At 39.7% G+C, this 14334-nt stretch carries 12 protein-coding genes; 3 read left to right on the forward strand and 9 right to left on the reverse strand.

Features of this window, described 5'->3' with window-relative positions; translation table 11 throughout:
* The first annotated feature begins 301 nt into the window (after positions 1 to 301).
* A complete protein-coding gene (locus JO943_RS03830; protein WP_005284917.1) occupies positions 302 to 559 on the forward strand; it encodes a hypothetical protein in 258 nt (85 codons plus the stop codon).
* A gap of 56 nt (positions 560 to 615) precedes the next feature.
* Here the strand turns inward: JO943_RS03830 and JO943_RS03835 are convergent, their stop codons facing one another.
* Positions 616 to 1089 carry a DUF2147 domain-containing protein gene (locus tag JO943_RS03835; RefSeq protein WP_005284914.1) on the reverse strand — a complete coding sequence of 158 codons (474 nt, stop codon included), beginning with the start codon at positions 1087 to 1089 and terminating at the stop codon, positions 616 to 618.
* Between the two features lie 211 nt (positions 1090 to 1300).
* Entirely contained in the window at positions 1301 to 1774 is a 474-nt protein-coding gene (locus tag JO943_RS03840) for a DUF2147 domain-containing protein (RefSeq protein ID WP_150953465.1), read from the reverse strand.
* A gap of 372 nt (positions 1775 to 2146) precedes the next feature.
* Here JO943_RS03840 and JO943_RS03845 point away from each other — a divergent pair, with 372 nt between their 5' ends.
* Positions 2147 to 3307: a hypothetical protein gene (locus JO943_RS03845; protein ID WP_202740041.1), complete on the forward strand. Its 1161-nt coding sequence runs from the start codon at positions 2147 to 2149 to the stop codon at positions 3305 to 3307.
* 33 nt (positions 3308 to 3340) lie between these two features.
* Positions 3341 to 4156, forward strand: coding sequence for a hydroxyethylthiazole kinase (gene thiM / locus JO943_RS03850; RefSeq protein ID WP_005229719.1), 816 nt, complete (start codon positions 3341 to 3343; stop codon positions 4154 to 4156).
* Positions 4157 to 4213: 57 nt separating this feature from the next.
* Here the strand turns inward: thiM and JO943_RS03855 are convergent, their stop codons facing one another.
* The 7 genes from JO943_RS03855 to JO943_RS03885 form a co-directional block, all read right to left on the reverse strand.
* Positions 4214 to 5359, reverse strand: a complete 1146-nt coding sequence (locus tag JO943_RS03855) for an Imm72 family immunity protein (protein ID WP_202740042.1) — start codon at positions 5357 to 5359, stop codon at positions 4214 to 4216.
* A 276-nt stretch (positions 5360 to 5635) separates the two neighbouring features.
* Complete coding sequence (locus tag JO943_RS03860; RefSeq protein ID WP_202740043.1) at positions 5636 to 6154, reverse strand: hypothetical protein; 519 nt, start codon at positions 6152 to 6154, stop codon at positions 5636 to 5638.
* Positions 6155 to 6384: 230 nt separating this feature from the next.
* On the reverse strand, positions 6385 to 7503 hold the full coding sequence (locus tag JO943_RS03865; protein WP_202740044.1) for a hypothetical protein: 1119 nt from the start codon (positions 7501 to 7503) through the stop codon (positions 6385 to 6387).
* 18 nt (positions 7504 to 7521) lie between these two features.
* Entirely contained in the window at positions 7522 to 9072 is a 1551-nt protein-coding gene (locus tag JO943_RS03870; RefSeq protein WP_032867308.1) for a hypothetical protein, read from the reverse strand.
* The gene (locus JO943_RS03875) at positions 9062 to 11905 is read right to left on the reverse strand and encodes a type VI secretion system Vgr family protein (RefSeq protein WP_202740045.1); all 2844 of its coding nucleotides are present in this window, start codon (positions 11903 to 11905) and stop codon (positions 9062 to 9064) included. The genes JO943_RS03870 and JO943_RS03875 overlap by 11 nt, the downstream gene beginning before the upstream one ends.
* A 226-nt stretch (positions 11906 to 12131) precedes the next feature.
* Positions 12132 to 12494: a 5-carboxymethyl-2-hydroxymuconate Delta-isomerase gene (locus tag JO943_RS03880; RefSeq protein ID WP_202740046.1), complete on the reverse strand. Its 363-nt coding sequence runs from the start codon at positions 12492 to 12494 to the stop codon at positions 12132 to 12134.
* 12 nt (positions 12495 to 12506) lie between these two features.
* Entirely contained in the window at positions 12507 to 14219 is a 1713-nt protein-coding gene (locus JO943_RS03885) for an AAA family ATPase (protein WP_005229701.1), read from the reverse strand.
* Positions 14220 to 14334: the final 115 nt, after the last annotated feature.

A 14334-nucleotide genomic window follows, 5' to 3' on the forward strand; every position in this document is an offset into this window, starting at 1 on the left:
TTGGCAAGACTTCTTGATCAATCGATCATACGCCAACTTGAACAACCTGTCTTTAGACGCATACATTGGTTTTAACAGTTTTATTGGGCTTGATCTCGCGCTTTTCAAACTGAATGCGGATAGAACCTAGACGTTTAGACAGAATTACAACACAGATTTCTATTCTTAAATAAAAACTACAGAACTGGTTGCGTTATATCGCCTAACTTACATTTTTTGATTGGGTTTTACATTTTGTGCATGGTTATTGCTTAATCAATTATGCCAACCTAGGTCAATAAAATAACAGAGGGTGATGACGATGGAAGTAAAAGCACATCTTTACCGTTTAGAAAATATCAAGGCGATCCATGATCTCGCAAAAGCAGGTGTGGATCATCATGTCATTTCCGTTTTTTTAACTGCAGAAGGAATCGAGCTGAGCACACTAGAAGTCACCAATATTGTGAATACCTATGATGCGCTTGGCAAAGAAAAGCTGCCAAGTAAAAAAGTACAGGCATTGATTGCCGCTAAAAAAATTGGACAGGAGGACGAAAACTTACCATGCCCTGTTTAACCATTCACTTTAACCATAAAAAACCTCGAAATCGATTCGAGGTTTTTTTATTACATTTAAGGCGTGGCGCTATCGGTACGCAGCCAGACCACAGTACGTCCCAGTGCGGAAACGCCCATATAACCCCGCATACGTAAACGCTTTCCTTCACCCGTGACCACACCTTTACCTTTATAGACACGACCCGATGTTGGCTCTAATACACGCCCATCTATATAAGAATCTGGTTTATTTGGATCTTCTCTAAAACCCGACAAAATTTCCAATCCTAGAATCGGTTTATTGGTATTCGGTGCCGCACATTTGGTACAGTTTGTTAATGCAATTCCATGCGAATTTGGATAACGATAAATAATCTTTCCATGATAACGACCGTCATTGCCTTTACGGATTTCGACAATAGAAAGTTGCTCGCCGGTTCGTTCTTCGATACTTTTCCAATAACCTTCAATTGAAGCTGAAAATGATGCTGCGCTCGCGCAAGCAAATGTGAGTCCCATGATTCCTTTCATGAGCATACGATTTAGCATATTCACCCCGTCTAAAAAACAACCTATCCAAAGAGCTAGGTTTAAAGCACGAAAATTATCACAATTTTCATAAAGTTACACTGTACGCCAGAGTTCATTTGTATAAGAAATAACGGATTTTATGCATTAATTTCATAAGAGAATGAATACTCTTTAGGCAAATAAAAAAGCCCAAAGCAGTCGTTTAGGCTTTCTTAAAAATCAGGCTCGGTTATGGATTTGCACTATCGGTACGCAGCCAGACTTGTGTCCGCCCCAGTGCAGAAACGCCCATATACCCACGCATACGTAAACGCTTACCATCAGCACTGAGTTGGGCTTTGCCTTTATAAACATTGCCACTTTTCGGTTCTAACACCCGTCCATCGATATATTGATTCGGGTTTTTCGGATCTTCTTTCAATCCCCATGCAATTTGCAACCCTAAAATAGGTTTGTTTTTGAATGGTTCAGGACATTTTACACAATGGGTCAAGACCGTACCGCCAGGCACCGGATAACGGTATACGATTGTGCCAGTATAGGTATTATCTGCTTTTTTCTTGATTTCAACGATTGAAAGTTGCTCACCTGTGCGGTCATCAATACTTTTCCAGAAACCTTCTGGTGTTGCGGCAAAGCTCATGCTGGCGAATACTGCCAAGCAACTCCCCATGATTCCTTTCATGAGTGTATTTTTTTGCATAATAATCTCCGTAATGCAAAATAGATCCATCTATAACTTCATTTTTATGCCATCGTTTACACACAGTCAACACAACACATGATTATTTAATCCATTAAAATAAAAGAAAATTTTAATCAATTCACACATTCTTGAATTAGTGATGCCAGATTGGCACAGTGTTAAGATTTTGCTCCATCGTGGAGAATGCCAATAAACGTATAAAGGCATTAACTCTGATTTTTATACATTTGGCTGAATTCAGTCATTACGACACTATCCAGCAACGTCATCGTGATGTGAATACCAGAGCTTAACTGTCTATAAACTTTGCATCACTCTGTCTACAGAGTATGTATAATTCCCTTTTAAATGGTCATAGGTTTAACATCAATGGATTTACAGATTCTACAAAAACAGTTAGATGAAAGTAGCCATTGCCCTTTGTGCCAAGCCTCGATGAACTGGATCGAAGCTGAACAATACGCACAAGAATTTCAGTTTCATGAATGTAGTCATTGCCAGCATCGGGTGTTTAAAAGCGATAGTAAACTCAATTGTCATTGTGCCCAATGTACTGCTAGCCGTAAGAAACAGACCCAACAAACCATTTTACAAGAACAACGTAAACATAAAGTCAAAGATGAAGTGGTCTATGGTCTTAATCAACTGAGTTTCTTGCATAAACTATTTTTGCTGAGTGTGCTCGATGGTTACGCGCGTGAAGACGTACAGCATGATGAACTGATTCATTGGCAAAACATTAAATATCATGACTTTACTCCCAATTATCTGTTTCAGCACCAGCTTGTCCAGGAACTACTGAAATCCGGGATCTTGAAATCGCAAGATAGCCATATCGAAACTGAACATTTTTATCTGAATATCCGGCTGGATGGCTACGCGGACCCAAGCCTGTTCAGCATTGCTCAACAATTACGTCAATGGTTTTATGAAAACCTGAGTTTGGGTATTCCCTTTAAAAGTACAGATGAAGTCAAAGATGTGCTGTACCTGGTACTCTACCAAGAGATTGTACAATTCATGCAGTTCTCTTGCCGCACCTGGGGTATTCAAATTGCGGGGAACCGCCCTTTTCAGGCATTCTGTTACCGCTTGATGGAAGGTCTTGCGGTCGGGCAGATTTTCTATCTGATCCAGACAGCACTGGAATATCTGCACAAACAGAAAGCCTTACAGCCGAGAAATGACAAGTTTATCAATACCAATTTGCTGAAAAAGACGCTGGAACAATATCGTCAACGTGCTTTGTCTGAACGTTGGGAAACCACCACCTTGCCACGCCCTTACACCATTCCATTCAGTAAAATGAGTGAAATATTATTGTTTAAATTTCTGGGTTATGACGAAAGTGTTTTTATCCAGCCGGTCTGGAAATCTTGGCGAAAAATCGAGCCCCGATTAAATTTTTATTCGGTTAAACGTTGCATGTATTGTGGTTCCAATGATCTGATCGTAGATTATGATGCGCAGGATTATGTCTCATTGATCTGCCGTAAATGTAAGCATCAAGATCACTATTTCACCCATTAACGCCCTGTTTAAAGCTGCTATAAAGGATATGTCATGTCACTAAAACAACAACTGATTGATCAAGTCATTGAAGCTTGGCGTGCGTTACAACAACAGGCTCCTTTAGTGCAATGTATGACCAACAGCGTTGCCAATAATTATGTTGCCAACATTTTGCTGGCTGCAGGTGCTTCGCCTGCCATGATTGATAATCCTTTTGAAGCTGAAGATTTCACCAGAATCAGTGCAGCACTCAGTCTAAATGTCGGTACACCCACCACTGAGCAAACCCAAGCCATGTTAATTTCGGCGAAAACAGCACAGCAGCATCAGGTGCCTTGGGTGCTTGATCCGGTAGGTTATGGCGCAGTTTTGAAATGGCGTAGTGAAACCGTTGATCAGCTTCTGCATTTCCACCCCAGTATTATTCGTGGCAATGCTTCTGAAATCAGTACATTAGCAGGCAACCAGATTCAGTCTAAAGGTGTAGACAGTACCTTAAACAGTCAGGATGTATATGCACAGGCAAAAAGCTTATTGCAACATACCGAGTGTGTGGCGATCTCTGGCGAGTCTGATTTCATCATATCCAAACAGCTCAATGCGGTTATTCAGGTCAATGGTGGTTGTCATTTACAGCCTAAAATTACCGCCACTGGCTGTGCCTTAGGGGCTTTAACCGCGGCCTATCATGCCGTTGCTCCAGCTACGATTGCAGCGCTGGCTGCACATATTCATTTTGCCATTGCTGGAAAACTGGCCTTTGAGCATGCGCAGACTGTCGGTAGTTTTAATATCGCATTTTTAGATTATGTTCATATGCTTGATGATAATTTAATTCAGCAGTATGTTGATATTGAGGTTGTTTGAAACAACATATGGACGAGATAAAACGCACTGAAGAGTGCGTTCTTTTTATGGGATAGATTATTCTTCTCCATTAAACTGCCAATACACTTCACCCCAGTCAGATTTGATCTCAGGTAAAATTTCACCTTCTTTAAAGTATTGACGAGAATTCTCTTGTGCAACTGTAAACCAATAGCCTGTTTTAGGACAAATCTGACCTGCCCGTACACTCAGTTTCTCAGGAGAACTCGCATAGCAATAAGTATCCTTAATACCAATATTTTCAATATCAAATATATAAGTTTTCTCTTCTTCTGGAATTGTTCCATCCAAATAACGTTTATCTTCCCAGATTAAACGCCATTTGACATCTACCCACTCATCAGTGCCTTCTAGTTGATAATCTGTTGCTCTCGAGCCATCTAAGAAATAGTTAGGACAACCCACTTTTCCATTAATCGGCAACCATGGCTCATAAATACCCGTAACTGTTACTTCTTCACCTGTAGTTATTTGCCCAATTGGATTTTGGTTAAAAGGTGGACATATTGGAATCGGTTCAGGATAAATTCTTAAAGGTGGCCATTCTTTAGAGAAAAAGATAGTCTCATAGGACCATTTTTGAGATTTTCGTATTGTATTTTTATCAATATATGCAAATGGCTCACTTACCTTGCCTGCTAAGTAACTCTGCATACAAATATTACGATACGCTAATGCAATTAATATTAAGCGTATAGAACCTGTATGTTCTACTTTTCGCCCTAGTGGATCAGCCTTATAATTTACTGGATCAAAAATATCAGTTGATCTGGAAATACCTAGACCTAATAAGATATAAAATGGATCTTCATATATTATATTTTCATCAGCATATCGATCAAATAACCAATCAGTAAAATCGACATTACAAAAACTATTATATGCGTCTCTTTTATGTTGAGTCGCTCTAAGTAGTGTCAAACCATTCTCTAACTCAACTATTTTATTCAGATAATGAACATACTCACTCTCATGTCTTTTTTGTAAATACTCAGCATATGGGTGTTGCAGTACTTCTTTCGGTGGATTTCTTAACTGCCTTTCAAAAGCATCTAAAAATTGCTGATATAAGTTACGTGCTTGATTTAAAAAAGTATAACTTGTGTACTTCTTAATTAAATAAAATGCCCTAGCTCGTGCTTCTTGTATCTCTACTGGTAAATTAGTTTGATTATTCAACATTTACACACCATCAAACTGCCCCCTCATCCCAATCAGATTTGATCTCAGGTAGAATTTCACCTTCCTTAAAATATTGACGAGGATTCTTTTGTGCAACTGTAAACAAAGAGCCTTTTTTAGGATAAATCTGACTTGCACATATACTCAAATTTTCAATAGACTCAACATTAATCTAGGTATCTTTGATACCAATATTTTCAATATCAAAGATATAAGTATTCTCTTCTTCTGGAATGGTTCCATCTAAATAACCTTTATCTTCGTAGATTAAAAGATTCAAAAAATATTTTTCCACCATCTATTAGTTTTTTGCTGCTGGTTCTCTTCTATAAATCTATCAATTTCTGCATCTATTCTAGGTTTATTAGCCTCTCTTATAAGTTTTAGCACTTGATTTAGATCATCTCGACTCCATAGATGAAATAGGCCCATAGAAGCGCCCATGGCTTCTACAATCGTATGATGTACCTTCTCATTATCATAACCTTCTAACTTTTTACTGAACATATCAACTACTAGATCAGTAAGATTAGGCTGTAGATCATTATAAAAATCTATTCCTATTGTATCCTCTAAACTATCATCCTGTAGAGTCCACTTAGGTACTGGCAGATAGAAATCATCAAAAACAATATCAACTCGTATAATGTTTTTATAATACATAATTCTTTGTGTACCATTGAAACGATTCGCTATTATTTTTTCATCATCCCATATCAATTCTTTAGTCAGATATGGCCTAGAATGTTTATTTTCTATTTGTTTATTTTTACGGTTAAAAAAACTAAATCGCATAGTTTTACCTCACATTAAAATAATGTCTAATTAATATATGAGTTAAGCAAGCTTAAAGACACTCTTTGCAAAATATATTTATTAAAAAAACCTATAACTTTAAGAGTACAAAAAATAATTAAAAATCGCTTCCACAAAAAAATCCTTCTTAAAACAACTCTAGTTCCTTTAATTCAATCATTTTAATTATATAAATCTCAAAATTTTAAACGCCCCGAAGGGCATATTAGTTATTTTTCACCATCAAAGATCCAATATTCCTCACCCCAGTCTTTATTATATTTCGGAATTAATGTTCCCTTAGTAAAATACAAACGCTTCTCCTTTTGGCTAGATAAAATCCAATAACCTGTTCTTGGGCATAGCTCGCCACCTATAACTTTTAAATCAGGTGTAGCAAAAACATCTATCTCCTCTCCACCAATATCCTCAAACTCACCTTCTACTAATTCAACAAAATACCAACTACAATCAGCCTTAGAAAAAACATTATTTGCAATCAGCTCTGGGGCCAATCTTAATTGGCTATCATAATTTAATTTTACATAACCAAAATCGTCATCTATTTTCTTTTTTTTAATATTTTCAATTGCGAATGTTCTTAGTTCTTCAGATGGAGTCCATGCTGTATATTCATTAAACTTAGAAAACAATTGCTTGCCTAAAGCATTTATTGTACGGCACTTTTCTAACCATCCTCTTTCAAATGTATCAGACTCCTGATAAGTCCAAGCAAATTGTGGTACACCATATTGATCACCCACTGGGATATATACACCTGTTTTTGAGATAAGTTCCCCACTATTTACTCGTATATCTGTACGAATTGTAAATTTAGGTACTTTATGATCAAAAATTTCAAGTTCTTTAATCACTTCAAATAAACTATATAAACTCCATGATCTTGGAGGCTTAACACAAGAATCGTAATAACTACATAATCTGTATAATTCATCAAAACGCATTTTAAAATCTGTTTCTTCTTCTTCTGACATCCAGTTGGGTTGAAACTCACCTAACATACGTGCTGTGTTATATGCAGGTGTCCAGCCATATTTTTCCTGTTTAGTCTGTTCTATAATTCGAATCAAACCTAGTCTGAAATCGAGTAAAGACGGGTAAGCATAAGTGCTCCAATTGGCTGATGTATCCCCCATTTCCCAACCTTCTTGCAATAGGACACGATCTCGATATTGTTGATCAGCGAGATCAATTACTCCACCAGTATATTGAATCAAATCATCCAGTTTGGTTAGTAACATCTCTAAATAAGATCGTGAAGTAACATAATAGATGAGAGCAACTGATTGCTTTTGAAAACGAGTCAATTGCTGTTCTATATTCTGCATTATGAGCATCTCTCAGTTTTATCTATTAATAACTTGTCCAGGTATATTTGGAAGACCAATTCTGACATCTTTTAGCTGCTCATCAAAATCAGTCATTCCCCAATTTGTATCATAAGGACCACGAATATTCGGTTCTTTAATTTTGCTTCGTACTGCCTGATATTTAGCTTTGTCAGCTGGAGACAGACTATTATAAGCATCCCGTCTTATGGGAGATTTAAGCGATAAACGTCCATAAGTATCCACGGGATAATAAATGGTATTGTCGAACTTTCCTTCTTTGAAAATAACTTGTTCCCAACCACCTGATAAATGATAACTATCTCCTAAAGCATCTTTTGTTTGGCTTGAGGCAGGGCCACGCCACACCTTAATTGATTGACCAGCAGGAATATCATAAATTACAAACTGACCATTTGCATTCCAATCTGGCCATACCGCCAGATATTTACGCCAAGCCGCTTTCGGATCAGGACTATTTTTAATTTTAATAAAGACTTCTTCTGTGACCCAACACTCGCCAAACGCACCATTTGCAGGTGAAGTTACACGGTATAATCTGGCAGGTCCATTAATAATATCTGCTGACAACCTACTAAATGAAGCAATATTATAATCAGCCAAAGGAGGATAGCCATCCTTTACCATTTCATTAACCATCTTTCTTTTACTAGCCGGCTCTAATGGTGCATGTTTTAAATCACCATTACTTAACCAAGTCGGCCGTGGCTTTTTAGTACGCATTAAAGTAATGGCACGTGCTTCCGGCAATGTACCTCTAAAGTGAACATTAGTAGTATTTCTCACTGCTGTTCTTTGTAGATATGACTCCATATCTAATCTATAAATAACTCTTGCTAAAGCATCATTAAGTGGTGCCAAAGCTTTTGCCAATGGGGCATCTGCAGCATTTCGAATTTTTCTCACAATAGCGACAGTATTTCTAATTTTATCTTTTAGACCAGGAATATATTTGGCCTTATTTGTTAAGTTATCCAATAGCTGAATTCCTCGGTCAAAAGCAGCCAACAACTCCTTTGCACTAAGCTTATTTTTTACTTTTATAATTTCATTCTTTAAATAAATAAGAATATCCACGTTCGGTAGATATTTTTTAATATAATCTTGTACTTGTTTTTTTCTTAAAAAAGTAATAACCCATGTCATAGCTGAATCGACAGCTTTAACAACGGCTTTTCCCCCGCTTCGCCTTACAAACAAGAAGAAGATTTTTAGGACCCCTTTAACCAAACTCCCTAGGCTTGGAAATAAACCAATTAAAGTAAGTGCCAAAGCGACCCAAGCCCACTGATCTGAAATATCTTCATTTAACTTCTTACAATTTGCCACTAAATCACGGACATCACATATCTGATCCACAAATGGGATCATGGAAATTGCAGCATCAAATACAATTTGTCCTGTACTACGATTATCATTGAAGTCTCCTTCAATGGCTTCTACCATCCACTCCCATATACTTTTTTCCTCTTGAATATCTTTTTGTTCACCAGTCATCCAAGCCAATGCATCTCTAGCTTGCGTAGCATTAGGAATACTATTCGCCATTATTTACATCCCCATAACTACGGATTGATGAGTCGTCTTCAATTTCTAATAACTCTTCTAATGGATTGGCAATTTTTTCTTTACCTTCTTGAGTTTCATATACTACTTTTTTTATAGTTTCAGGTGGTACATTTTCATGCCTAGCAAATCCATTAGCATCTAGTTTTCCTGCTAATGTTGCTCCATTTTTAAAGAAAATTTTATAGCCATTATGTGCGATACCCTTTCTTGTTTCAGGGTCAAGATAATCTAATTCAATCCAATTTTTTATATCAGCGCCTGGTAAAGTTATTGGTGTTAACTGAACATTTGCCCCGCCCATAAATAAATGCTGCCCTGCTTTCACCTCAAACTTGCCACCTGTGGTCGGAAAAATCCCTGAGCCATTGAGCTTGATTTGAGAACCACCCGCTGTAATTACAATTTCTTTTGGACTGGTGATTTCTATACGATCTTCGGTCGAGATAATCTGGATGCCTTGCTTAGCCAGTAAATCCATACCATCGGATTGAGCATGTACCTCAAATTTACCTTTGGCAGCGACCTGCTTGATCCCATTCTGTGCCGCAAACAGACTGATTCGATTTTGCGCATGCGTAATCAGGTTCTTTTGCGTACTCAAGTTAATGCTATCGCCTGCCAGCTGATTAATCTGTCCATCTGCTGAAAGATGAATATCTTCATTGGTACTCAGGCCAATCCCCGCCGGTGAACTCAGTAGCAATAACGCTTTATTAAATCTGGCAATTTTTGCTTCAATCTGTTCAGCAAATGCTTTCAATTGTTCAACGGATTCAATTTCGTCAGTCTGTTGGTTCTTGGCCACTTCGCTTAATGCTTTGGCATTGCTTTGGGTGCCTTCGAGCTGCTGTTTGGCAGGCTGTGCATCCAGATGCTCGCCTTGGGCCTGATCGTGTTTCTGCGTACTCAGCAACAAACCTTGTCCTGCACGCACAGCACCCCATTGGTCTGTACGCAGTTCAAAACCTTCACCACGGTCCTCACTCTCAGCCTTGTCCTTTGGGTGGCTCAGTTTACCGAGATTCAGTTGGCTGGCGGCATGACTACTTTGTAGTTGTGCACTGATCTGGCCTGTGGTGTCATCAAAACGCAGTTGGTTAAAGCCTTCGCCTTGGTATTCTTTAGACTTGATCCCTGCCAGTTTCTTGGTATCCGGCAGCTTGCCAGCATTATCAAACTTGGTTGGGCTACGCTGTGCTTCATGAATTCGTCCCACCACATAGGGACGATCAATATTGCCGTCAAAGAAGTTGATCACAACAATCTCACCGATACGGGGCAAGAACCGTGCACCATAACCTTCACCTGCCCACGGCGTCAGCACATCGATCCAGGCTGAATCGGTGTCGTTGTCATTGGCACCTGCACCACCATCGTGGCTATGGTCCTCTGTACGGGTAAACAGGAAGCGGACTTTAATGCGCCCCCATTCGTCCACATGGATCTCATCACCACTCGGTCCCACCACGCGAGCGCGTTGTGGATGGGCTGCTGGTCGATGCTGCAAGGGGTTGTATTCTGGCACCAATGCCATATTACGGCGTTGTAGCATCAGCTGATTCGCCTGGCGTTCGTCGGCCTGTGCTGCACTCAAGCCTTTTAATTGCCAATGACTGTGCTGAAGTAAGGTATGCACCTGATCCGTCAGGTCCTTAGGTAAATTATTCTGGTTATAAAAGTGTTTTGAGGTAATTAAAAATTCTTTGTCTGCACCCTGATGCTGATCAATTTCAGGATGTTCATTCAATTCAAACCAGTAACCCACCTGTGCATCCCGAACTGTCGAATTTGCAATAAACTGCTTGGCCTGAGCATCGTAGTATTGTCCTAAGTTCTGATTCAGTTTTTCGATCTGGGCATTGCCTGCTTTGGTGGTACCATCTTCACCATTCAGGTCCTGAATCCAGGCCGGTGAAAAATGCCATGCCTGTTCCAGCGCCAGTTGCTGGTTATCATGCTGGTCACTATGTTGATGCTTGCTCTGAACACTACCCGCACCTTCTTCCTGTTCCAAAGCATCGGCCTGCCAACGCTGTATATGTACCGCGCCAGGTTGTAATGTACGCTGGGCGACGAATGCGGTGATACTGTCCTGTGTTTCCGTGGCGCTACTGCGATGAAAACGGATATGACGGCGATCCAAAGCGTTATAATGACTATTATCATCAATCAGTCTGAGTTTCTGGGCCTGAATCTGCTCACTTGAGCTGGCAACTTTTAACTGGGCTTCATCAATCAGCCAGTTAATCCCTTCACTCCGCATCAAACGGGTCAGAAAGTCATAATCGCTTTCATTGCTCTGCATAATAAAAGGACGGACATCATAGTCTTTGCTAAGTCCGCTGACATCCAGAGTCAAACTGGCTGCAAATAACGGACTTTTAGACTGCCATTCCTGAAAGATGGTCTGGATGACATCTGGAACTGATTTGGCCATAAACACACGGCTATTACGTCGATGCTTCCATAAAGCTGTCGGGTCTTGTACGCCGAGTTTATACAGGGTGAGCGAACCATCGCTCGCACCAACATCAGCCTGGGTCACGATACCGGTGATACGGGTCAGTTCAGCCCGATCAGTCACAATATCAATGGCAACCTGACTGCCAATAAAGCTTTTTAATGGGATGACGGCACTGGTCGAAAGACAGAGCAGTTGAAGCTCAATACCCTGATTAAGCTGATGAGTGCCTTCTACATATTGTAAGAATACTTGATCATTTAAAGATGAGTTGGAGAACTGAGCATGGATCGCACGTTTTTGCGCGTTCAGCCCTAAAGTCTCTAAAGCTTGAAAGATATTTTTCAGCATCTTTTTATAGATTATTTAATAAAATTTCGCGCATTTTATAAACAGCATACATACTTGTCTATATTTTTAATGTTACGCCCTTATCAGCTTTTCTGCACATGAACAAAATCATCTGAGAAAATAAAAACATAGCTCACTGTACGGATAAGTCTAAAAATCAGGAATTTTTTATTCAAAAATGAATCAACTTCACCTCTGCACTCAAGTGCAGTTGATTCAAATAAAATTAAATGCTTGCCTTAAAATAATATTCGCTTGGCATATCAATTACTTCCACACATAGCTGTAACGGTGATTGATTTTCTACCAGCAGATAGTTTTTTTGTTCCAGTATCGCCAATAATACGCTGCCTAAATCCTGCTTTTGTGCCGCAGTTCTACCGCTGAGCAAATACAGCTTTAAATGGATATAGGCATCTTGCGTTTCACCCATTCCAATCAGGAACATCTCATCTTTAAAAATGCGTGACTTTACATCATTCGGACTAAACAGATGGGTTGCAATTAATGCCGAATTGACACTACTAAGTAATGTATGCTGATCCAGTTCAGTCAGATTGGCTGAATAATTGGCAACGAGATGAGGCATGTTTGATTTGTCCTATTCAATAAACAGTAAAGCCAGACGAACCTGATCATAGGCCATACGCGGGCTGGTTGCTTCCACAATGGGGCGCAACTTGATTGCACCATCGTCGGTAAAATGTTCCGGATTTTTACGCTTATGCAAGCGTTTATAAATCTTGCGCACTTCTTCAACCACTTCATCACCAGGATTGGCCACCGAAATATCCAGCCCCTGCTCCTTATGCAGTCGCGCCAGATGATTGATAATGGTGGCAGGTGTTAAACCACGCTCATGGGCAATATCTTCAATTTCATAACCGCCTTCAAATAAAGCACGGGTTTCATCCAAAGTCGCTGCAGCGTAGTTCTGCTTGCCACCTTTGGCAATTTTCTTCTCATTGCGTGCGATTTCAGTCGCGTTCAGCGTACCGCCACAATGACGAATAAAGGCATTGTGCTGGGTGGTGAGATCAATATTTTCAAAGTTGGCTTCCGCTTCGGCAGACAGTTCCTGAAAACGGCGATCGGCTTTAATAGCCAGACTATCCAGTTCCAGTGCCTGCTCATTAAAGCCCAATAATTTCAAACCTGTCAGTGACTTTAAACGGGATAAAGCCACATAGCCCTGACCTTTCTCAAAGGTATGGCTTAAATTGATTTCTGCCGCCTCCAGCGTCATGCCTTGGCTTTTATGAATGGTAATGGCCCAAGCCAGACGTAAAGGAATCTGCTGATAACTGGCAATCACCTTACCTGCTTCATTTTCGATTGACCATGTTTCTGGCTCAACCAGAAAAGTGGTGCCATCGGTCAATTTGACTTTCGGTAAAATGCCTTGCTTATCATCTTCTTCAAAGCCAATGACTTCGCCCAAGCTGCCATTGATATAACCCATATCAAAGTTATTTTTGACAAACATTACTTTGGCATGTTTTTTAAGGGTCAATTCTTCTGGCGCACGGACTGAGGATTTCAGGGTTTCAATTAACTTTTCATTACCGTCCAGCACTGCATTAAATTGATGACTTTCATTGTCGATTTCATTGAGATGCTGATAATTAATATTATCCACATCCATATTATGGGTGTACAACCGGGTAAAGGTTTCCCCAATATCATGCTGGCGTGACTGATGTAAGGCCGAGATATGATTGTCCTGAATACTTTGCGCCCGAATCGCATTCAAAATCTGGTTAAGAATCTCGTCATCCTGACGATGTTGTTCAGTTAAATAACAGACCCGGAATTTGGCTTCGACCCAGGCATCGGACATAAAACAGAATTTATCACGATTGTTTTCATCTTTTCTGCCCACAGGTGGTAACTGGAAGAAATCCCCAGCCACAATCACCTGAATGCCCCCAAAGGCTTCATCACTTTCTTTAAAGTATTTTAAGACCTGATTCACCAGATTCAGTTGCTTGGCATGCAACATGGAAATCTCGTCAATAATCAGAACTTGGGCATTTTCCAAATGCTCTTTTAAATATTTACGCTCTTTCATTCGCTTGAGATCATCATCACTCAAGCTATCTTTAATCCCGATACCCGCCCAGGTATGAATCGTCATCCCGTTCATATGCGTTGCCGCAATACCGGTCGATGCGGTAATCGCAACCGGAACTTTACGTGCTTTTAAATAATGAATGTACTGATTAAGCGTATAGGTTTTTCCTGCACCAGCTGAACCCGTCAAAAAAACATTTTCCCCAGCTTTAAGTAACTTCAGTGCAGTCTCTTGTTTCATAATTTCTTCAGTCAAAAACAACAGCACATAGCTTAACGATTTTTTGGCAAAAATAAAAATGCAATCCAGTACCAATCTGCGCTCTAACATGAAATGGCGATCCGTGACCCAACTG

Source organism: Acinetobacter sp. 'aerobic (ED)', from assembly GCF_904886855.1.
GTDB classification, from domain to species: Bacteria; Pseudomonadota; Gammaproteobacteria; order Pseudomonadales; family Moraxellaceae; genus Acinetobacter; species Acinetobacter courvalinii.

Coding starts and splice junctions, on each gene's coding strand:
- JO943_RS03855 (WP_202740042.1), bottom strand. CDS start 5,359: ATGTTGAATAATCAAACTAATTTACCAGTAGAGATACAAGAAGCACGA.
- thiM (WP_005229719.1), top strand. CDS start 3,341: ATGTCACTAAAACAACAACTGATTGATCAAGTCATTGAAGCTTGGCGT.
- JO943_RS03840 (WP_150953465.1), bottom strand. CDS start 1,774: ATGCAAAAAAATACACTCATGAAAGGAATCATGGGGAGTTGCTTGGCA.
- JO943_RS03870 (WP_032867308.1), bottom strand. CDS start 9,072: ATGGCGAATAGTATTCCTAATGCTACGCAAGCTAGAGATGCATTGGCT.
- JO943_RS03865 (WP_202740044.1), bottom strand. CDS start 7,503: ATGCAGAATATAGAACAGCAATTGACTCGTTTTCAAAAGCAATCAGTT.
- JO943_RS03875 (WP_202740045.1), bottom strand. CDS start 11,905: ATGCTGAAAAATATCTTTCAAGCTTTAGAGACTTTAGGGCTGAACGCG.
- JO943_RS03845 (WP_202740041.1), top strand. CDS start 2,147: ATGGATTTACAGATTCTACAAAAACAGTTAGATGAAAGTAGCCATTGC.
- JO943_RS03860 (WP_202740043.1), bottom strand. CDS start 6,154: ATGCGATTTAGTTTTTTTAACCGTAAAAATAAACAAATAGAAAATAAA.
- JO943_RS03835 (WP_005284914.1), bottom strand. CDS start 1,089: ATGCTAAATCGTATGCTCATGAAAGGAATCATGGGACTCACATTTGCT.
- JO943_RS03880 (WP_202740046.1), bottom strand. CDS start 12,494: ATGCCTCATCTCGTTGCCAATTATTCAGCCAATCTGACTGAACTGGAT.
- JO943_RS03830 (WP_005284917.1), top strand. CDS start 302: ATGGAAGTAAAAGCACATCTTTACCGTTTAGAAAATATCAAGGCGATC.
- JO943_RS03885 (WP_005229701.1), bottom strand. CDS start 14,219: ATGAAACAAGAGACTGCACTGAAGTTACTTAAAGCTGGGGAAAATGTT.